15 protein-coding genes are annotated in these 19,157 nt (G+C 64.3%); 5 read left to right on the forward strand and 10 right to left on the reverse strand.

Going from position 1 to position 19,157, the window contains the following annotated elements; translation table 11 throughout:
* Nucleotides 1-42 precede the first annotated feature (42 nt).
* Entirely contained in the window at nucleotides 43-1,746 is a 1,704-nt protein-coding gene (locus ABNP46_RS17240) for an amidase (RefSeq protein ID WP_349922545.1), read from the reverse strand.
* 139 nt (nucleotides 1,747-1,885) lie between these two features.
* The gene (gene aguA / locus ABNP46_RS17245; RefSeq protein ID WP_349919463.1) at nucleotides 1,886-2,983 is read right to left on the reverse strand and encodes an agmatine deiminase; all 1,098 of its coding nucleotides are present in this window, start codon (nucleotides 2,981-2,983) and stop codon (nucleotides 1,886-1,888) included.
* 247 nt (nucleotides 2,984-3,230) lie between these two features.
* Between aguA and ABNP46_RS17250 the strand changes: the two genes are divergently transcribed.
* Complete coding sequence (locus ABNP46_RS17250; protein WP_349919465.1) at nucleotides 3,231-4,148, forward strand: LysR family transcriptional regulator; 918 nt, start codon at nucleotides 3,231-3,233, stop codon at nucleotides 4,146-4,148.
* Between the two features lie 161 nt (nucleotides 4,149-4,309).
* Here the strand turns inward: ABNP46_RS17250 and ABNP46_RS17255 are convergent, their stop codons facing one another.
* Together ABNP46_RS17255 and ABNP46_RS17260 are read right to left on the reverse strand one after the other, a co-directional pair.
* Entirely contained in the window at nucleotides 4,310-5,722 is a 1,413-nt protein-coding gene (locus tag ABNP46_RS17255; RefSeq protein ID WP_349919466.1) for a DUF2252 domain-containing protein, read from the reverse strand.
* Nucleotides 5,723-5,832: 110 nt separating this feature from the next.
* The gene (locus ABNP46_RS17260; protein ID WP_349919468.1) at nucleotides 5,833-6,402 is read right to left on the reverse strand and encodes a TetR/AcrR family transcriptional regulator; all 570 of its coding nucleotides are present in this window, start codon (nucleotides 6,400-6,402) and stop codon (nucleotides 5,833-5,835) included.
* 171 nt (nucleotides 6,403-6,573) lie between these two features.
* On the opposite strand from ABNP46_RS17260, the gene ABNP46_RS17265 reads away from it, so the two are divergent.
* The 3 genes from ABNP46_RS17265 to ABNP46_RS17275 all read left to right on the forward strand — a co-directional run bounded on the left by ABNP46_RS17265 (nucleotide 6,574) and on the right by ABNP46_RS17275 (nucleotide 9,298).
* Nucleotides 6,574-7,611 carry an alkene reductase gene (locus ABNP46_RS17265; RefSeq protein ID WP_349919469.1) on the forward strand — a complete coding sequence of 346 codons (1,038 nt, stop codon included), beginning with the start codon at nucleotides 6,574-6,576 and terminating at the stop codon, nucleotides 7,609-7,611.
* Between the two features lie 303 nt (nucleotides 7,612-7,914).
* Complete coding sequence (locus ABNP46_RS17270) at nucleotides 7,915-8,844, forward strand: bifunctional helix-turn-helix transcriptional regulator/GNAT family N-acetyltransferase (RefSeq protein WP_349919471.1); 930 nt, start codon at nucleotides 7,915-7,917, stop codon at nucleotides 8,842-8,844.
* Nucleotides 8,837-9,298, forward strand: a complete 462-nt coding sequence (locus tag ABNP46_RS17275; protein WP_349919472.1) for an acyltransferase — start codon at nucleotides 8,837-8,839, stop codon at nucleotides 9,296-9,298. Before ABNP46_RS17270 ends, ABNP46_RS17275 begins: the two co-directional genes overlap by 8 nt.
* 156 nt (nucleotides 9,299-9,454) lie before the next feature.
* On the opposite strand, the gene ABNP46_RS17280 is transcribed toward ABNP46_RS17275, so the two are convergent.
* From ABNP46_RS17280 to ABNP46_RS17295, 4 genes are all read right to left on the reverse strand, one after another.
* Nucleotides 9,455-10,396 carry a bile acid:sodium symporter family protein gene (locus ABNP46_RS17280; protein WP_349919473.1) on the reverse strand — a complete coding sequence of 314 codons (942 nt, stop codon included), beginning with the start codon at nucleotides 10,394-10,396 and terminating at the stop codon, nucleotides 9,455-9,457.
* A gap of 100 nt (nucleotides 10,397-10,496) precedes the next feature.
* Nucleotides 10,497-10,835 (reverse strand): nuclear transport factor 2 family protein, encoded by a 339-nt coding sequence (locus ABNP46_RS17285; RefSeq protein ID WP_349919475.1) that lies wholly within the window; start codon nucleotides 10,833-10,835, stop codon nucleotides 10,497-10,499.
* A 173-nt stretch (nucleotides 10,836-11,008) separates the two neighbouring features.
* On the reverse strand, nucleotides 11,009-12,598 hold the full coding sequence (gene prfC / locus ABNP46_RS17290; RefSeq protein ID WP_349922547.1) for a peptide chain release factor 3: 1,590 nt from the start codon (nucleotides 12,596-12,598) through the stop codon (nucleotides 11,009-11,011).
* A gap of 253 nt (nucleotides 12,599-12,851) precedes the next feature.
* Nucleotides 12,852-14,735: a diguanylate cyclase gene (locus tag ABNP46_RS17295; protein ID WP_349919477.1), complete on the reverse strand. Its 1,884-nt coding sequence runs from the start codon at nucleotides 14,733-14,735 to the stop codon at nucleotides 12,852-12,854.
* Nucleotides 14,736-14,931: 196 nt separating this feature from the next.
* Between ABNP46_RS17295 and ABNP46_RS17300 the strand changes: the two genes are divergently transcribed.
* The gene (locus ABNP46_RS17300; RefSeq protein ID WP_349922549.1) at nucleotides 14,932-15,939 is read left to right on the forward strand and encodes a sensor domain-containing diguanylate cyclase; all 1,008 of its coding nucleotides are present in this window, start codon (nucleotides 14,932-14,934) and stop codon (nucleotides 15,937-15,939) included.
* Nucleotides 15,940-15,961: 22 nt separating this feature from the next.
* Here ABNP46_RS17300 and viaA read toward each other — a convergent pair whose 3' ends face one another.
* Nucleotides 15,962-17,416 carry an ATPase RavA stimulator ViaA gene (gene viaA, locus ABNP46_RS17305; RefSeq protein ID WP_349919478.1) on the reverse strand — a complete coding sequence of 485 codons (1,455 nt, stop codon included), beginning with the start codon at nucleotides 17,414-17,416 and terminating at the stop codon, nucleotides 15,962-15,964.
* A 103-nt stretch (nucleotides 17,417-17,519) separates the two neighbouring features.
* Entirely contained in the window at nucleotides 17,520-19,127 is a 1,608-nt protein-coding gene (locus ABNP46_RS17310; protein WP_349919480.1) for an ATPase RavA domain-containing protein, read from the reverse strand.
* Between the last annotated feature and the right edge of the window lie 30 nt (nucleotides 19,128-19,157).

The following is a 19,157-nucleotide window of genomic DNA, read 5'->3' on the forward strand; positions in this document are numbered from 1 at the left end:
AAGTTACCAGACTAACCAAAGCTATTTAGTACAAGCCGACAATCAACCCAACGGCGGGGTGCGCGGCGGCACCCTGCGCTTGTTGCCGGTGGACTCGAAGGCCGAGGCGACCCGCAGCAGCTTGTTGTCGTCATAGGCGCGGCCGGCGAAGGTCAGGCCCACCGGCATGCCGATATCGGCCATTACCCCCATGGGGACGGTGACGGTCGGCACGCCGAGATGGCGAATGGCGAGGTTGCCGTTGGCGACCCAGATGCCGTTGCTCCAGGCGATATCGGCGGAGGCCGGATTCACATCCGCATCCGCCGGGCCGACGTCGGCAACGGTCGGGAACAGCACGGCATCGAGTCCGAGCTCGTCCATCCACTCTTCCAGATCCCGCTTGCGGGTCTGCTCCAGGCCGCGCAGGCCGTCCGGCACCGAGGCGATTTCGTCGAAGCGCTTGAGACCGCGCTTGGCCATCTTGACGTACTCGTCCATGCCGGCGGCGAGATCGCCCTCGCGGTTCGGCAAGGTGCCCGGATCGTGGGGGAAGATCTGGGGCCCATCTACATCGGCCAATTTGTTGAGCTTGGGATCGCCGTTGGCGCGCAGGAAGTCATCGAACGCCCAGCCGGAGAGCTCCCACAGCTCGTCATTGAGGAACTCTGGCGAGACGATACCGCGATTGAACACGGTCGGCGCACCGGGTCTGTCCCCTTCGCAGTTGGAAACCAGCGGGAAGTCCACCTCGATCACCTCGGCGCCAGCGGCTTCCAGGGCCTGACGGGCCTGTTCCCACAAGGCAATTACCGACGCGCGGGTATGGATGCGCTGGCCGGTCGGGCCGCCGATGCCGGGATGCTCGCTGGTGCCAGCCAGTTCATCCTTGTTGATAAACATGCGAGGCACGCCGAGGCGCTTGCCCTTGAGGGCATCGGGCTTGGCGGCGAGTTCGAGATAGGAGGCCGGGCGCACCTCGGAGGCCTTGGGGATCTTGACCCAGGGCTGCAGGCGCCACAGATCCCCGCGAGTGTCAACATCATCGGCCACTACCACGTCGAGCACTTCCAAGAGATCGGCCATGGTGCGGGCGTAGGGCACCACCACATCCATGGTCGGGGTCAGCGGCCAGTTGCCGCGCACCGAGATGACACCGCGGGACGGGGTATAGGCACAGAGACCGTTGTTGGAGGCCGGGCCACGGCCGCTCGACCAGGTCTCTTCCGCCAGACCGAAGGCGGAGAAGCTGGCGGCGGTGGCGGTACCGGCGCCGTTGGAGGAACCGGAGGCAAAGGGCGCGGTCAGGTAGTCAGGGTTGTAGGGGCTCTCGGCGCGGCCATAGACGCCGCGCTGCATGCCGCCATTGGCCATGGGGGGCATGTTGGTCTTGCCGAGGCAGATGGCGCCGGCGGCGCGCAGCCGCTCCACGGTGAAGGCATCGCGCTGGGCGACCAGATCCTTGAACGCAGGGCTGCCGGAGGCGGCGGTCAGCCCCTTGACCAGGTAGCTGTCCTTGGCGGTGTAGGGGATGCCGTCGAGCGGCCCCAGGGTCTCGCCACGGGCGCGGCGCGCATCGGAGGCTTGCGCCTCTTTCAGTGCATCGGGATTGCTTACCACCAGGGCGTTCAGCTTGGTGTCGGTCTCGGGGCCGTTATAGGCGGCAATGCGGGCGAGATAAGCCTCGACCAGTTCAACCGCGGTGGTGCGGCCTGCTTCGAGCGCACCGCGCAGCTCGGCAATGGAAACCTCGGTGACATCTACCATTTTGGCGATCATGGGGATCTCCTGCAAAAGGGTGACTGTTTGTCATGATGATCGCCACATCAGCGCCTGCGACCATCATGTCATCAAGAGATAAAACCCCACGGCGTGGGGTTTTGAATTTCTACACTCTTCGGTCAGCTTACTGACCGGAAGGAATTTGCTGGGTGATGCAGTGGATATTGCCGCCGCCGAGCAGGATCTCGCGAGCCGGTATGCCGATGACCTTGTGCGCCGGGAAGATCTCTTCCAGGATGCGCTGGGCTTCGCCATCGGTGGCGGCATCCAGCAGCGGGTAGACGATGCGATCGTTGGTGATGAGGAAGTTGACGTAGGAGCCAGCCAGACGACCTTCCGCCTCGCGCGGCACGCCGCTGCCCTGCTCCACCCCGTCGGACTCCTCGGCGGTAGAGAACAGCGGGCCCGGCTGGGGCAGTTTCCACACTTTCAGCTTGCGACCCTTGGCGTCCACCACGGCTTCCAGCACCTTCAAGGCGGCCAGGGAGCGGGCGTACTGGGGGTCGGTCTCGTCGTCGGTCCAGTGCAGGGCCACTTCACCCGGGCGCACGAAGCAGCACATGTTGTCGATGTGGCCGTCGGTCTCATCCAGGTAGACGCCTTCGTCCAGCCAGATGAAGCTCTTCACGCCCAGATAGTCGCGCAGCAACCCTTCGATCTGCGCTTTGCTCAGGTGCGGGTTGCGGTTTTCGTTCAGCAGGCACTCGGCGGTGGTCATGCAGGTACCCTCGCCATCCACGTGGATGGAGCCCCCTTCCAGGATGAGCGGCGCGTCGTAGCGGCTCATGCCGTGCTGGGTCAGCATCTTGGCGGCCACCTCTTCGTCCTGGTTCCAGGGGTGGTAGAGACCGCCCTTGAAGCCGCCCCAGGCGTTGAAGCCCCAATCCACCCCGCGGCACTCGCCGGCGGCGTTGGTGACCACGGTCGGGCCTGAGTCGCGAGCCCAGCAGTCATCGCTGCTCATCTCCACCAGGGTGACGTGGGCGGGCATGATGGCACGCGCCTGCGCCATAAACTGGGCCGGCACCCCCATAAAGACCGGGGTGGCGCCACCGATGGCGTCCGCCACCTTGGCAAAGGTGCTCTGGGCGAAGCGACCCGCCTCACGCCAGTTGTCCGGGCGGAACGGCCAGATCATCCAGACGGCCTGCTGGTGCGCCCACTCGGCGGGCATGGTGAAGCCATCGCTGGCCGGGGTGGTGTTGAAGGTGTTGATGCTCATCGCAATATCCTTGCAGGCCCTGATGGCGACACGCGCATCACGGGGAATGGGGAAACGGGCTGATGGGGAGGCGGTTCATGCGCTGACGAGCGCACTCACCGCTTCCTGGCCCACCGGCTTGTCGTCGGCTACGCAACCGCCTGGCGCACCCGCAGAAAATCTGAGTGGTCGCAGTGTAAGAAGTTGCATCCACATCAATCAAATGAATAGGATTAATCATCCCATAAATGGCGTGAATAATCCCCCCATGAAACTGCACCAGCTCGACCTCAATCTGCTGCTCGCCTTTGACGCCCTGATGACAGAGGGCAGCGTCACCCGCGCCTCGGAGGCGCTGTTTATCAGCCAGCCCGCCATGAGCCACTCCCTCGGCCGGCTGCGCACCTTCTTCGGCGATCCGCTGCTGGTGCGCACGCCCCAGGGGATGCTGCCCACCCCCCGCGCCCAGCGCCTGCACCTGGGGGTGCAGCAGGTATTGCGGCTGCTGGAGCAGCAGCTCAGCGACGAGGAGGAGTTCGAGCCCCGCCACTCCAAACGCCGCTTCGTGCTCTGCACCACGGATTACGTGGAGTGCGTGCTGATCCCGCCGCTCATCTCGCGCCTCAAAACCCTGGCGCCCGGGGTCACCATCGAGATCCGCATCCTGCGCGACAACCTGCCGGAGGCGGAGCTCGCCAGCGGCGAAATCGATCTGGTGCTGGGGTTTGACGAGTACATGCAGGTGCCGGGATATCTGGGCAAGGAGACCTGGCTCACCGAGCCCCTGGCCGGGCTGGTGCGCGCCACCCGCGAGCTGCCGGAGGAGTGCATCACGCTCACACAGTTGGTCGACATGCCCCATGTGTTCCACTCGCCCCTTGGCACCTCGGAGGCGAGCCTCGACAAGTTTCTGCAAAGCCTGGGGCTGGCGCGCACCATCTCGGTCAACAGCCAGAGCTATATGTCTGCCGCCGCCATCGTCAGCCAGAGCGATCACCTGCTGGTGCTGCCCCGCAAGGTGGCGGAACTGCTGGCCGACCACTGGCCCCTCAAGAGCCTGCCACTGCCGACGGACGTGCCGGATTATCACCTCAACTGCGTCTGGCATCCGGTCCACGCCCAGCAACCGGCCCTTATCTGGCTAAAAGAGCTTATGCGGGAGCTGGTCAATCAGGAGCCGGGTTAGGGCAACAGGCTGCGTCTGGCACACTCCCTATCACCACGCCCAGCAACCGGCTCTTATCTGGCTAAAGGAGTTGATGCGAGAGCTGGTCAATCAAGAACCGGGTTAGCAAAGAGAGCAGCCCCAGCCCCTCTTCCGCAAGGAAAGAAGGGCGCAAATTGCACTCAACGCGCCTCACTCGCCACCGGCAGGTCGCCGCTGGCGATGGCGGCCAGCAGGCGGGCGTGATCCTCCCGGGTACGCTCCCCATAGGCCACGGCGAAATCGGCGATGGCCTCGTCCATCACGGTCGATTTGCCGAGGTAACCGGCGATGCGCGCTGCATCTCCCGACTTGGCGTGGGCCAGGGCCAGCGCCCAGCCGCAGAGCTGACAATATTCGACGAAGTGGCGCGGCTTGACCACGCCCGGGGTGATGTCGATGCCCCCCTTCATGTCCCGCAGCTGGCGCACGTAGAAGTGGCGCCCCCGCAGCTCGCACCAGCCGAGGAAGATGTCGGGGGAGCCCTGGATGAGGCGTTGGCCCCGCACCACCCGCTGCCCCTGACTGCCGCTCTCCGCCTCCGAGTCGAAATAGGGTGCCAGCACCGAGGGTTGCGCCTCCTTGACCTGCAAAAACAGAGGGTCGTCGTCATCGGCCCCGCTCAGCAGGATCACCCAGCAGCGGGTGCCCACGCTGCCCACCCCCACCACCTTGCGCACCACGTCCAGGATCCGGTAACGCTTGAGCAGGATGCGTCTGTCCGCCGGCAGGGAGGCGAGATAGGCCTCCAGCAGCTCTCCGAGCACCTCGTAGACCGGCTCCCCGTCCTCGGTGTGGGTCTCGCGGATGACGAAGGGGTGGATCTCGCGGATCCGGTGCTGCTCATCCACCAGATCCGTCATCTTGTCGAGCACCTGCAAATGGTCGCGACCCCGCGCCTTGGCGAAAGAGGCCTCCACCCGCTTGTGGGCATCGGCGGAGAAGGCGTCCAGCACCGAGGCCTGATCCAGCCTGTCGTACCAGACCTCCATAAACCCCATCTTGCCGTACTCCCGCAGCTTGGTGCGATAACCGGCCACCACTCTGCTGGCGGCCTCCCGCTGACGCGCCGGATCGGCCCCCAGGTACTGGGCCGCCACCAGGGCGCTGGCGGCGAGGCGTTTGAGATCCCACTCCCAGGGGCCGAGGTGGGTCTCGTCGAAGTCGTTGATGGCGAGCACCAGATTGCGCTCGGCGCTGGCATAGAGGCCGATGTTGGCCACGTGCATGTCACCGCAGGCCTGTACCATCAGCCCTGTCCTGGGGGTCGCCGCCAGATCCCCTGCCATGATGGCCGCCGCCCCGCGCAGGAAGGCGAAGGGGGACTCCTGCATGCGGGCATGGCGCACCGGCACCAGCTGCGCCAGGCGGGTCAGGGCCTGGGCCTTGAGCACGGCGATGGGATCCCGCCCGGGGGCAGGTTCGGGCAGCAGGGCATGGGATTCACGGGGGATCTGCTCGCGCAGGGCCTTGCCGGCGGCGAAGCGTTCCGCGATGGAGAGACGGGGGGCGGTGAAGTGTTGCAGCATCGCCCGGGACTTGGATGGTTTGGCCATGTTTGCTTGCTCCCTGACACAGTCCCATCAAGATGGAAGAGGCTGGCAGCGAGAGCAAGGGATGGGGGAAAAATCCGTCGAAGAGGCCGGTGACGACAGATTAGCAGCGCTTAGCGAGAGGCCAGGGACGCCATCAGCTGGTTGATGACGCCATCCAGCAGCGCCCGGTCGGGACGGCACTGGGCGAAGGTGATGATCCCCTGGATATTGACCTGCAAGAAGGCGGTCAGGGTGGGAATGTCGCAGCCGGCCGCAAGCTCCCCCTGCTCGCGGGCCCGCAGCAACTGCGCCGCGAGATCCTGCTCCAGCTCCCCATAGATGACCTTGCAGCGCAGGTAGATCTCCTCATCCTGCTCCGCCAGCTCCATCAGGGTGCGGGTCACTAGGCAGGAGCCCTGCAGGGCGTCATCCACCAGCTGGTTGAGATAGGCGTGCAGGCCGGCAAGGGGGCCGGCGCTCTCCAGGCGGTGGCGGCGCTCGACGCCTTTCTCCTGCACATAGTGATCGACCGTCGCCAGCAGCAGGCCGCGTTTGTTGCCAAAGGCGGCGTAGAGGCTGCCCGGATGCAGACCGGTGGCCGCCACCAGCTCCTGCATGGTGGTCTTGGCATACCCTTTGGCACGAAACGCCGCCATGGCACTTCGCAGGACATGGTCCCGGTCGAACTCGGCAATGCGCATGGGTTCTCCATTGAGAGGGCCCCTGGTCGGGGCAAAAAAAGGCGGCAAGTTTACCCCGAGGGGGCATGCAAGACCAATGGCCGTTAAATGCTCGCTCAAAAAATACTTGCACGCAAACCAAAAAGCGTCTTGAATGCACGTTCAAGAATGATACTTCCCAGGATGCTGACCATGGATACCCTGTTTCAACCCTATCGCCTCAACGGCACCTTGACCCTGGCCAACCGCTTCATGATGGCCCCCCTGACCCGCTGCATGGCGGGACCGGGTCTGGTTCCCACCGCACAGATGGCCGCCTACTATGCGCGCCGTGCCGACATCGGCCTCATCATCTCCGAGGCGACCATCATTCGCCCGGACGGCCAGGGTTATCCCAACACGCCGGGGATCTACAGCCCCGAGCAGATCGCTGGCTGGAAACAGGTCACCGATGCCGTACATGCCAGGGGTGGCAAGATCTTCGCCCAGCTGTGGCACGTGGGTCGCCTCTCCCACCCCTTCTTCCATCAGGGCGAGGTGCTGGCCCCCTCCGCCATCGCCCATGACGGCACTGTGCCGCGCATGCGCGAGCTGGTTTATCAGGTGCCCCGCGCCCTGACGGTGGCCGAGATACTGCAACTCATCGAGGATTACGCCCAGGCCGCCGCCAACGCCATCGAGGCGGGCTTCGACGGGGTGGAGATCCACGGTGCCAACGGCTACCTCATCGATCAGTTCCTGCACCACGCCAGCAACCTGCGCACCGATGCCTACGGCGCCACCCCGGAGAACATGAGCCGCTTCGCCCTGGAGGTGGTCGATGCCATCTCGGCCCGTATCGGCGGCGAGCGGGTGGGCATTCGCCTCTCCCCCGGTGCCTATGTGCACCTGGATGGCGATGCTCGCGACCGCGCCGTGTTCGATCACCTGCTGGCCGAGCTCAATGGCCGCACCCTGGCCTATGTGCACCTCGGCATCTTCGATGACAGCCTCACCTTCGACTACCTGGATGGCCGCGCCTCCGACTACCTGCGCGCCCACTACGACGGCCACCTGGTCGGAGTCGGCAACTACAGCGCCGAAAGCGCGGCCGACGCCATCAAGGCAGACCGCTTCGATCTCGTCGCCATCGGTCGCCCCCTCATCGCCAACCCGGACTATCTGGAGAGAGTGAAGAAGGCCGAACCCCTGTTGCCCTACGCCGACACCATGCTGGCCGAGCTGATCTGACCCAGGCGGCCGACACCACGGCCGGGCGGATCCCCGGGCTAACGGAGCGGCTGTGAAGCGCCGACAAACTCACTGGCCTGCACTCTGCCGACGCGCAAGTGTCAGGCCATCTTCCTGACCAAGGATGGGATCTGCGCCCTGGTGCAGGTTTCCAATGTTTGGGCCCCACTCCCGGGCCCTTTTTTTATGCCCGCGCTCTCCTGCCCGTCCCCATAGTCCATCATTTCGCCAAAAAACAAGTTGCTAGAGACAACTACATTGCTATATTGGTTGCTGATGACAACCAAACAAGGACAATCACCGATGGATCCCCGACCCCTGCGCGCCCTCTCCCGCGATCTCGTCCGCGAACTCGGCATGCTCTCCCAACAGTGCGGCGCCCTGGCCCTCTCCCCGCTGGAGGCTCACCTGTTGATCGAGCTGGAAAACGGCCCCGCCACCAACCAGCAACTGGCGGAGCGGCTGCGCATCGACAAATCCAACGCCAGCCGCCCCCTTGCCCGCCTGGCCGATCGCGACCTCATCGGCTGGCACCCCCACCCCTCTGACGGACGCAGCAAGGAGGCGCGCCTCACCATCGCCGGCCAGTCCCAGTTGCTGGCCCTGCATCAGGAGATGGACAGCGCCACCGCCGAGGCCCTGGCCCAGCTCAGCCCGGTGGAGCGTGAGCAACTCTGGGAAGGACTGCGCCTCTATCGCAGCGCCCTCTCCCGGGCCCGCCGCCAGCAGGGTTATCGCATTCGTCCCATCACAGAGGCCGATAATCCCCATATCGCCGCCGTGGTGCGCGCCGTCTCCGCCGAATACGGTCTCACCGCCGACAAGGGTTACGGCGTCGCGGATCCCAATCTCGATTTTCTCCATGAGACCTATCAGGGGGAGCGCAGCCGTTACTGGGTCATCGAGGGGCCGGACGGTACCATTCTCGGCGGCGGCGGCATCGCCCCCCTGGCGGGCATGGAGGATGTGTGCGAGCTGCAGAAGATGTACTTCCTGCCCGCCCTGCGCGGGCTGGGGCTGGGACGGCGGCTGGTGCTGCAGGCACTCGCCGAGGCCAATGCCCTGGGCTACCGGCGCTGCTATCTGGAGACCACCGCCGTGCTGCGCGAAGCCACCGCGCTCTATGAATCTCTCGGCTTCGATCACCTGCCGGGGCCGCTTGGCAACACGGGTCACGACGCCTGCGAGATCTGCATGGTGTTGACGTTGAAATCAGGGGCATTGCATGAATGAACCGACGCGGGGATGCGTGGGCGTGCAGGATGTGCGCTTCGGCGAGCGGGTGACCATAGTGGAACCCGTCAACCTCTACGGCTGCACCTTGGCCGACGAGGTGTTCATCGGCCCCTTCGTGGAGATCCAGGCCAACGTCAGCATAGGGCGCGGGACCCGGATCCAGTCTCACAGCTTCATCTGTGAGCAGGTGACCATAGGTGAGCGCTGCTTTATCGGCCACGGGGTCATGTTTGCCAATGACCTGTTTCAGGGCGGTGCCCCGGATCCGGACTCTGCGAACTGGGGCCGCACCCACATCGAGAACGAGGTCTCCATCGGCTCGAACGCCACCATATTGCCGGTGCGGATCTGCAAGGGCGCCGTCATCGGGGCAGGTTCCGTGGTGACTCGCGACATCACTATCCCCGGCACCTATGCCGGCAATCCGGCCAGGCTGCTGCGCGCCTTCTAGCCCGATGTCAGGCACCCGCATCCCAGGCCCGGTTTCCCTCAAGTCTAGAAAGGGGGAGCCCACCACAAAAAGACCCCGCCGTGGCGGGGTCTTGTCATTTTGCAGCAAAGGCGCGCAGGGGTTTCAGCCCTCCCGCTTCACAATTTCGGGCCCAGATCAGGCCGTCGTCTCTTTCAATCCCTTGTCCGCCGCGAGGGGGCGCTTAGCCCAGAATCCGGCCAGCAGGGAACCGGACAAGTTGTGCCAGACAGAGAACAATGTGCCAGCCATGGCCGATGCAGGAGTGAAAAACTTCATCGCCAGCGCCGTGGCCAGTCCCGAATTCTGCAAGCCCACCTCGAAGGCGACGGTGCGGCAGATCCGCTCCTCGAACCCGAGCCAGCGGCTGATCCAGTAGCCCGCGGTGATGCCGATGCCGTTGTGCAGGATCACCGCCAGCGCCACGATCGGCCCTATGGTGGCGAACTGGCCCGCATTGAGCGCCACCACGATGGCGATGATCATGACGATGGCCACCATGGAGACCAGGGGCAGCACGGGTTCGATCCGCGCGGTCAGGGAGGAGAGGAAGACATTGGCAAGCACCCCGAACACCACGGGGATCAGCACTATCTTGACCAGGCTCAGCAACATGTCCAGCACGGGTACATCGACGCTCTTGCCCGCCAGCAGTTGTACCAGCAGGGGAGTGATCACCACCCCCAGCAGGGTGGAGAGGGCGGTCATGGTGATGGAGAGGGCCACATCCCCCTTGGCGAGATAGCACATGACGTTCGAGGAGGTTCCCCCGGCGACGCTGCCCACCAGCACCATGCCCACGGTCAGTTCCCCATCAAAACCCAGCAGCAGGCTGACCAGCAGGGCCGCCAGCGGCATCACGCTGAACTGCAGCACCAGACCGAGGCCGATGGCCTTCTTGTTGCGCGCCACGTCGAGGAAATTCTGGGGGCTGAGGGTCAGCCCCATGGCCAGCATGATGATGGTCAGCAGGGTGACTATCTCCCCCTTGAGACCGACGAACAGTCCCGGCTGCCAATAGGCCAGCAGGGAAAATAACAGGGCCCAGAGCGGGAAGAGGTTGGTGATGCGTCCAAGCATGAAAAAAACTCCTTGTTGTCATAGTGATGGGCAAGCGAACCGCCCATGAATTCCCCTTATATCAGCTTTGTCGCCAGGAGGCCCGCCAAGCCAGCCATCCTCAGGCGGGGAAATAGAACCAGGCGGTCTGGATAAGGCCGTTTTCCACCTCGAACACCGCCACGCTCTCGATAGGGTCGGGGGAGAGGCCGTGGATCTTCTCGTGATCGAACACCTTGTTGCCCATGACGGTACGCGACAACAGCTCGGCTTTGAGGGCCGGGTTGTTGAAGCGATGCTCGGCGTAGAAGGCGCTGAGCGCCCCCTTGCCGACGGTGGTTGGGCTTTCCGTCGGCATGCGGTAGCCTTTGAAATCCTCGGCAAAGCAGGCCAGAAAGGCCTCGAGATCGTGGGCATTGTAGGCAGCGAACTGTGCCTCGACGGGCAGGGTGACGGACATATCTCTCTCCATGATTGAAATTTAAATCACTTATCCTTTGTTTTTATTCATCAATCAACCCCGAACGGGGCGCGGAACGGGGCGCGTCTTCCCCCCAAAAAGCGCCCATAGCAAAAGACCCCGCCGAAGCGGGGTCTTGTCTATCGTCAGCCTTCGAGGCTTGCGAACGGCTATCAGTGCTCGCGGGTCTGGCGGAACAGGACGTCGGGGTGACGCTCCTGGGCCAGGCGCAGGTTGACCATGGTCGGCGCGATGTAGGTGAGGTTGTCACCACCATCGAGGGCCAGGTTGACCTCGTTCTTGCGCTTGAACTCCTCGAACTTCTTGACGTCTGTCCCTTCCACCCAGCGGGCGGTGGAGACGTTGACCGCCTCGTACAGGGCCTCGACGTTGTACTCGCTCTTGAGGCGCGAGACCACCACGTCGAACTGCAGCACACCGACCGCACCGACGATGAGGTCGTTGCTGATGAGCGGGCGGAACACCTGCACGGCCCCCTCTTCGGAGAGCTGTACCAGCCCCTTGAGCAGCTGCTTCTGCTTGAGGGGATCGCGCAGGCGGATGCGGCGGAACAGCTCGGGGGCGAAGTTCGGGATGCCGGTGAACTTGAGATCCTCACCCTGGGTGAAGGTGTCGCCGATCTGGATGGTGCCGTGGTTGTGCAGGCCGATGATGTCGCCCGCCACGGCCTCGATCGCCTGCTCACGATCACCGGCCATGAAGGTAACGGCGTCGGAGATGTTCACATCCTTGCCGATGCGCACGTGGCGCATCTTCATGCCCTTGGAGTAGGTGCCTGACACCACGCGCATGAAGGCGATGCGGTCACGGTGTTTCGGGTCCATGTTCGCCTGGATCTTGAACACGAAGCCGGAGAACTTCTCCTCGGTGGCCTCGACTTCACGGCTCTCGGCCTTGCGCGGCATGGGCGCCGGTGCCCAGTCGGTGAGGCCATCAAGCATGTGGTCGACACCGAAGTTGCCAAGGGCGGTACCGAAGAAGACCGGGGTCATCTCGCCGGCGATGAAGGCCTCGTGGTCGAACTCCGGGGAGGCGCCTTGCACCAGCTCCAGCTCGCCGCGCAGCTGCGCCGCCAGATCTTCGCCGATGGCGGCATCCAGCTCGGGGTTGTTCAGCCCCTTCACCACCCGCTTCTCCTGGATGGTGTGGCCCTGACCGCTCTGGTACAGATAGGTCTCGTCCTTATAGAGGTGGTAGACCCCCTTGAAGGACTTGCCGCAGCTGATGGGCCAGGTGATGGGGGCGCACATGATCTTGAGCTCCCGCTCCACCTCGTCCATGACCTCCATGGGATCGCGCACTTCGCGGTCCATCTTGTTCATGAAGGTGAGGATGGGTGTGTCCCGCAGACGGGTGACTTCCATCAGCTTGCGGGTCCGGTCTTCGACACCCTTGGCGGCATCGATGACCATCAGGCAGCAGTCCACCGCCGTCAGGGTGCGGTAGGTGTCTTCGGAGAAGTCCTCGTGACCCGGGGTATCCAGCAGGTTGACCAGGCAATCGGCGTAGGGGAACTGCATCACCGAGGTGGTGATGGAGATGCCGCGCTGCTTCTCCATCTCCATCCAGTCGGACTTGGCGTGCTGGCCCGATCCACGACCCTTGACGGTCCCGGCCCGTTGAATGGCCTGTCCGAACAGCAGGACTTTCTCGGTGATGGTGGTTTTACCCGCATCCGGGTGCGAGATGATCGCAAAAGTGCGTCTCTTGGAGACTTCACTCAGAAATTCAGCAGACATAATTCAGCGTTCTTCTATTGAGCGGCGGCCTTGGCCACCGTGGGAATAATTCCGGGATACGCCTTCGACTCAAGGCCCGGAGAGACACAACGGCGCCACGCGAGCTGGCATATGGCCAACCGGTGGAGAAAAAGCGGGGCGTTGCGTTACATGGGTCTTCTCACCTGAGTCAAAGCAAAATTGCGCGGCATTATACCCGCGCGAGTGAAAAATACCCAGCCCGGCGTCACCGGGAACGCAATGACGCAGGCCGGGCTCAGGCCGCCTTCACCACCCGGTTGCGTCCCCCCAGCTTGGCCTGATACATGGCCTCGTCGGCGCGGCGCACCAGCTCGCCGAGGTTGTCATCCTCCGGGTTGTACTCCGCGCAGCCGATGCTGACGTGAATGGGATGATCCGCCGGCACCCCCTCGATACGCAGCCGGGAGACCTGCAACCGGATCCGCTCCGCCACCTCGGCCGCCTCGTCAAGCCGGGTGTCGGGCAGCAGCACCAGGAACTCCTCGCCGCCGTTGCGCCCCACCCGGTCCAGGCTGCGCAACTGCTCCTCGATGCACTGGGCCACGGCGGTGAGCACCAAATCCCCCACGTGATGGCCGAGCCGGTCGTTGACCTTCTTGAAGTGATCGATGTCCAGCAGCAAGACGCTAAGCGGGGACCCCCCCTCCCGCGCCTGGTTGAACCACTTGCGCCCCTTGGCCTGGATCTGGCGCCGGTTGTGGATGCCCGTCAGCTCGTCGGTCATGGCGAGGCGGTGCATCTTGCGGGTGCGGCTGCGCTGATGAATGACCAGGATCCCCATCACCAGCACCAGCAGCGCCACCACCAGGTATTGCCAGTGACGTCGCTCCTGCAGTTGCTTGAGCTTCTCGGCCTGCAACTGCTGCCGGGATCTGAGGGTCTGGTTCTCCAGCTCCTTGCGGGCCAGATCGAACTCGAAGCGCATCTGCAAGGAGCGCTGCTCCCGCAGCATCTTCTCGAGATCCTGCTTGATCTGCACATATTGCTTGAGGCTGACCAGGGCCTCCTTGATCCGCCCCTGGCGCTCCAGCACCTTGGCCCGTACCTCGTGCACCCAGGCCAGAAAGCGCAGATTCTGCTCCTTGGTGAAGATGGGCTCGGCCTGATCCAGATAGCGCAGCGCCTCGGTCGGCTTGCCCATGACATCCAGGGCCTGGGCCATGACGATATACCAGTGGCCCCGGGTCACGCTGTCCGCCCCCTTGCCTTGCTGATGCAACAGGGCCGATGCCTGTTCCAGCTTGGTCATGGCCTGCTCCGTCTTGCCCTGATTGAGCAGGACGGTAGCCATCTCGATCCGGGTCCAGGCCAGCATTCCCTCCTGTTGTTGGCCGAGATAGTAGAGCTCGGCCTCGGCCATCAGGGGCAGGGCCCGCTCATAGTCCCCGGTCTCCACATAGAGCAGCCCCTGCTGGGTATGGATATCCACCAGATGCTCCTCGTCCCCCTCCACCCGATAGTCGTGCTCCAGCTCCTGGAAATAGTTCTGGGCCCGTTCGTAGAGCCCCATCCGGCGGTAAGCATTGGCGATCTTGGCGAGCACCTCCCGCCCCTTGCCCTCCAGCCCGAGCGCCTCGTAGCGCCGATGGGCATCCATCAGCTCCATCAACCCTTCAGCCAGCTCCCCCTGATAGGAGTACATCTCCCCCCGCAGGCTGAGGATGTCGGCCCGCTGCCGCTCGTCCCCGAGCCGGCGCGCCAGGGTCAGCGCCTCGTCATAGTCCTGGCCGGCAGCCTCCATGTTGCCGAGCAGTTGCTGATGATAGCCCCGGCAGGCGAGCAGGCCGCTCTCGCTGACCCTGTCCTTGCGGGCCCGTGCCCATTTCAGCGCCTCGTCGGCAAAGCGCACCGCCCGCCGAAAATCCTCGTCCCGCTCGGCGGGCTGGGCCCAGCACTGCAGACGGGCGATCCGCCCCTGGGCCTCCGCCGGATATCCGTCCCGCTGCTCGGCAAGGGCGGCCACCTGGGTGCGAAACACCTGCTGGGGTGGCCTGTCGTCTTCCAGCTGTTGCAAGGTCTGGGACAATTCGGATGCACCAAGAGGGGGAAGCGCCGCCCAGAGCGAAAGCGGGACCAGCCCCAACCCTAACCACAGACTCCTGCTCACCAGGATCTTCATGCCGTCGCAGTCTCCCCATTCGATGGCGCGGACAATGCGCCCATTGCCCCAATCATATCCATCCTCACCGCCCACGCCCAGCACGGGTGCGGGCGAGATGCCCAGCGCATATTCCAGAAAATGGCATTATCTCATTCTTTACAGAAGAAAATTCTGCATCGACTATAGGCGGGTTCAGATGAGGGATGAAAGGATGATGAGCCACGAGGAGCTGCAGGCGGCCTATGACAAGTTGTTGCTGGAAAACGAGCGCCTGAAGCGGATTGCCGACGATGCCAGGGAGAAGCTGGATGCCGCCATGGACGGCACCGGTCTGTGCATCTGGCAGAACCATGTGCCGAGCGGCAAGCTCGTCATCTTCAACCGGCGCTGGGGATCCATGCTGGGCTACCAGCCCAAGGAGCTCTCCGCCCACTTCGACGTCTGGCGCGACCACCTGCACCCGGAAGACCGGGAGCGGGTGCTGCAAGCCTTCTTCGATCACCTGGCGGGCAAGAGCCCCTTCTATCAGGTGATGCATCGGATGCTGGCCAAGGATGGCAAGGTCACCTGGGTGCTGGACAGGGGCCGGGTGGTGGAGCGGGATGACGCTGGCAACCCCATCCGGGTGATGGGCACCCACATCGACATTACCCACGAGAAGGAGTACGAGCACCAGCTCGCCCGCCTCGCCCATCGGGATCCCCTCACCGGTCTGCTCAATCGCACCGCCCTGCAGCGCCACTTCCCCCAGAGCCATCAGACCATCTGCTTCATCGATCTCGACGACTTCAAACAGGTGAACGACAACCTGGGACACCGCGCCGGTGACGAGCTGCTGATCGCCCTCAGCCAGCGCCTGAAACAGTGCTGCGATGAGACGGTGACCCTTGGCCGGATAGGTGGGGACGAGTTCGTGCTGCTGCTGCCCTGGCCGAGCGAGGATCCCCGCACCAGCCACCTGGCCCGCCAGTGCGTCAACGCCATCGCCACCCCGTTCGAGCTGTCCAACGGGGAGGCGAGCGTGGGGCTCAGCATGGGGATAGCGGCCATCCGGCCACAGGATGATTTCAGCAGCGCCCTGGCCCGGGCGGATCAGGCCATGTATCAGGTCAAGCGTGGGGGCAAGCACGGCTTTCACATCGCCCAGCCGAGCGGCCAGCCCCTGCTGGATCAGGAGCAGGTCAACGAACGGGGGCTGCACCACCACCCCTTGTCTCGCTGACGGGCGCAAACCGGTATGAGCCTCAGTTGCGCTGCCAGCGCCTGAGCAGACGGCCGCGCAGGCCGCAGTCGAGCAGCCAGCTGTTGTCGAACACCCGCAGGATCGCCTGCTTGGCGTGGCGGGACATGGCGACGGCGTGGAAGCGGGTCTCCTGCCTGCGTCTCACGTTCATCTTGTCCAGCAGAGTGTGAGGCAGGTTCTGGGCGATGAAGTCGGAAATCACCAGCACATCCGCCTTGGCAAAATCCGGCTGATCCAGCTGGGCCAAGGCCTGCTCGAGACAGGGCACCAGATCGGTGCCGCCGTGAAAACTCATGGAGAGGAAGCGCTCCGCCTTGTCCAGCCCGGTATCGGCGGTGATCTCCAGGGTCGCCACCTCGGTAGAAAATAACATGAGATAGCAGCCCCGCTTTTCGTCCATGGCCAGCTTGAGCAGCGCCAGGAACAGCGCCTTGGCGCACTCCTCGGGGTAGCCCCCCATGGAGCCCGAGGTATCCACGCAGACGATGAAGGGGCCTCGTGGTTGCACCTCCTGTCCACCCTGCTGCGGGGTTCGCAGCATCAGCCGCTGGCGCGGCAAGGTGCCCCGCGACTGATAACTCAGCAGCCGCCGCTCCAGGTAGCGGCGATAGAATTCCAGCTCCAGCTCCGGCAGCGCCAGCATCACCGCCTCGCTCGGCAGCAAGCGCATCAGGTCGCTGGCCGGATGCACCCCCACCAGATCGTCCGGCACATCGTCGGTCTGCACCTCTTCGAGTTCGTGCACGGGTACCGGCGGCAAGGCCTGGGCGTCGGTGCGCCTGTCCCGCTCGCTGCGCCCGAGCAGGGCGGCGATCTCGGTCAGCAGGGGCTCGCGCTGCAACATGCGGGCATACTGCTTGACCAACACCAGGCTGCGCTTGTGCCAGCTGCCCTGGGCCAGATCCCAGAGCCCCCCTGCCGAGATCTGGTGCGGATCCAGTGCATCGGCCAGGGTGCGGTTCGCCAGCAGCTGATCCTCTATCTCCTGACGCTGTTTCTCCCGTTCCGCCTCGGCGATCTGCTGCTGCAGCTGCAACAGGCTGCCCACCAGGCTAGAGCGCCATTTTTCCACGAACAGCTGGCGCAGCCCCTCGGTTGGCTGCGCCACTATCTGGCGAGCCAGGCTGCGGGCATCGCCAGCGAAGGGGCTGTGTTGATCCAGCGCCTCCAGCAGGGCGGGCAGCCTGCCCACCAGCTCGGGCAGCGGGAGTTGGCGATGAGCCTGATAGAGGAGGTACTCGCGCTCCAGCGCGACCGGCACCTGCTTGTGGCGCATCTCCTCGCCGAGCTGCTCGCTCCAGTGCTGGATGCGTTTCTTGAGCAGCTTGCCCTGCAGGGGGGAGCGCTTGAGAAACTCGGAGATCTTGGGGGCAGAGGCCAGCAGGAGCGCCATCTCCCCCGCCAGCTCCCCCTCCCCGATGAGGAGCCCGAGATCCATCATGCCGATCTCTAGCATAAGGCGCTCTCCACCCGGGATGATGGGCAAACATCATGCTGCCACATGATAATTGACATCATGTTTTGTTCGTCAAATGTTGTCTTTTCAGCACGACCAGCCATCAGCTATCCAGCCCGGGCAGGCGCTCGCGCCACTGCAGCAGCTCGCCGCGCAGCACATCCAGATCCCGGTTCAGCACGAAGAAGCTGTCTTCCACCTGCTGCAACCAGTGGGGCCCGATAAACAGATGCTGCTGGTGGCGATCGAACAGGGCCCGCTGCCCCTTGAGGCTCTGCTGCACCCGGCCCACCTGATTGACCAGCTCATCGAGCTCCCCCTGCCAGGGCTCGACCACCAGCGCCGGGATGGGGGTGCGCTCCACCAGCACCAGGGCCACGGGTTGGCGCTGGATATCCAGCACATGGAGTCGCAGCGAATCATCGAGCACCAGCTCGTAGTGACCCTCCTTGGGGTTGCCGAGCTGCCAACCTACCAGGGCCTCACCGGTGGGATGCCAGTGGGAGAGCAGGGTGCGATCGAAGGTGAGGGTCTCGGTCAGCCGTTCCGGATCCCCGCCATCGAGCGGTGCCGGGGTGAGCAGGTGGAAATGCACCTGCTTGCCGAACGGCTTGGCGTTGAGCAGGGGCAGCTGGGTGCCGCGGGCGCGGCGACCGAACCACTGCTTGCGCTTGACCGCCTTGCAGCCGAGGCGCTGGGCCACGGCCCCCCTCAGCTGTTTGAACTGCTCGCGCAGGGTCAGCAGCTGGCGGGTCATGGCGAGCTGCTGATAGCCGTAGAGACGGGAAAACTCGCCGATCATCTCCAGCAGGGCGGTGCGGGAAGCCTCGTCGTGCCAGAGGCAATCCTTGAACAGCAGCAGATCCAGCGGGGCCACCTCGTCGCGGCCGTTGAAGAAGGCGCTCGCCTTGATGAGCCTGACGGCCTTCTTCCAGCGCCGATCCGACACATAGCAGCCGTGGCCGAGCTGGCTGTCGAGCTGCTGGCGCAGCTGATAGATGAGCTCGAAGCAGGCATCCGGCAGGCGCACCTGCTCGATCTGCCCTTGCCAGGCCTGGTACTCCTCGCCGTGGATCTGCACCGAGGGGGGCAGGTTCTGCCCCGAGTGGCCATCGCTCGCCAGCATGGCCTGGAAGTTGGACTTCTCCTGCACCCTGTCCATCCAGATCCGCACCAGCATGCGGTCATAGAGCGCCTCCAGACCGCTGTCCGGCGCGGGCAATTCGTTGGAAGCGGTCACCAGCAGGCGCATGGGAATAGGGTGCTGGCTGTCGCCGTTGCGAAACTGCCGTTCGTTGATGGCGGTGAGCAGGGTGTTGAGGATGGCCGGGCCCGCCTTCCAGATCTCGTCGAGGAACACCACCTCGGCCTCCGGCAGGTAGCCCTGGGTCAGGCGCAGGTACTTGCCATCTTCCTTCAGCGCCTGGATGGAGAGGGGGCCGAACACCTCCTCAGGGGTGCTGAAGCGGGTCATCAGGTATTCGAAATGGCGGGCATCGTGAAAGGCCAGCTTGAGGCGCCGGGCGATCAGGCTCTTGGCGATGCCGGGGGGGCCCAGCAGGAAGACGCTCTCACCGGACAGCGCCGCCAGCAACCCGAGCCGCAAGGCATCCTGCCGCTCGTACAGCCCTTCCCCGAGGGCGGCCAGCAACCTGGGCAGGCGCTCATGGATGGGGGCGGTACGAACTGTATTCTGGGCGAGAGAGGACATAGGCAGGGCTTCCGAAGCTGGCTCATCATC

This window comes from Aeromonas veronii (assembly GCF_040215105.1).
Lineage (GTDB): Bacteria > Pseudomonadota > Gammaproteobacteria > Enterobacterales > Aeromonadaceae > Aeromonas > Aeromonas veronii_G.

Excerpts from the sequence above, each read along its gene's own strand:
- aguA (WP_349919463.1), bottom strand. The coding sequence starts at position 2,983 with ATGAGCATCAACACCTTCAACACCACCCCGGCCAGCGATGGCTTCACC.
- ABNP46_RS17300 (WP_349922549.1), top strand. The coding sequence starts at position 14,932 with ATGAGCCACGAGGAGCTGCAGGCGGCCTATGACAAGTTGTTGCTGGAA.
- ABNP46_RS17265 (WP_349919469.1), top strand. The coding sequence starts at position 6,574 with ATGGATACCCTGTTTCAACCCTATCGCCTCAACGGCACCTTGACCCTG.
- ABNP46_RS17275 (WP_349919472.1), top strand. The coding sequence starts at position 8,837 with ATGAATGAACCGACGCGGGGATGCGTGGGCGTGCAGGATGTGCGCTTC.
- ABNP46_RS17260 (WP_349919468.1), bottom strand. The coding sequence starts at position 6,402 with ATGCGCATTGCCGAGTTCGACCGGGACCATGTCCTGCGAAGTGCCATG.
- ABNP46_RS17250 (WP_349919465.1), top strand. The coding sequence starts at position 3,231 with ATGAAACTGCACCAGCTCGACCTCAATCTGCTGCTCGCCTTTGACGCC.
- ABNP46_RS17295 (WP_349919477.1), bottom strand. The coding sequence starts at position 14,735 with ATGAAGATCCTGGTGAGCAGGAGTCTGTGGTTAGGGTTGGGGCTGGTC.
- viaA (WP_349919478.1), bottom strand. The coding sequence starts at position 17,416 with ATGCTAGAGATCGGCATGATGGATCTCGGGCTCCTCATCGGGGAGGGG.
- ABNP46_RS17240 (WP_349922545.1), bottom strand. The coding sequence starts at position 1,746 with ATGGTAGATGTCACCGAGGTTTCCATTGCCGAGCTGCGCGGTGCGCTC.
- ABNP46_RS17280 (WP_349919473.1), bottom strand. The coding sequence starts at position 10,396 with ATGCTTGGACGCATCACCAACCTCTTCCCGCTCTGGGCCCTGTTATTT.
- ABNP46_RS17255 (WP_349919466.1), bottom strand. The coding sequence starts at position 5,722 with ATGGCCAAACCATCCAAGTCCCGGGCGATGCTGCAACACTTCACCGCC.
- ABNP46_RS17285 (WP_349919475.1), bottom strand. The coding sequence starts at position 10,835 with ATGTCCGTCACCCTGCCCGTCGAGGCACAGTTCGCTGCCTACAATGCC.
- ABNP46_RS17270 (WP_349919471.1), top strand. The coding sequence starts at position 7,915 with ATGGATCCCCGACCCCTGCGCGCCCTCTCCCGCGATCTCGTCCGCGAA.
- ABNP46_RS17310 (WP_349919480.1), bottom strand. The coding sequence starts at position 19,127 with ATGTCCTCTCTCGCCCAGAATACAGTTCGTACCGCCCCCATCCATGAG.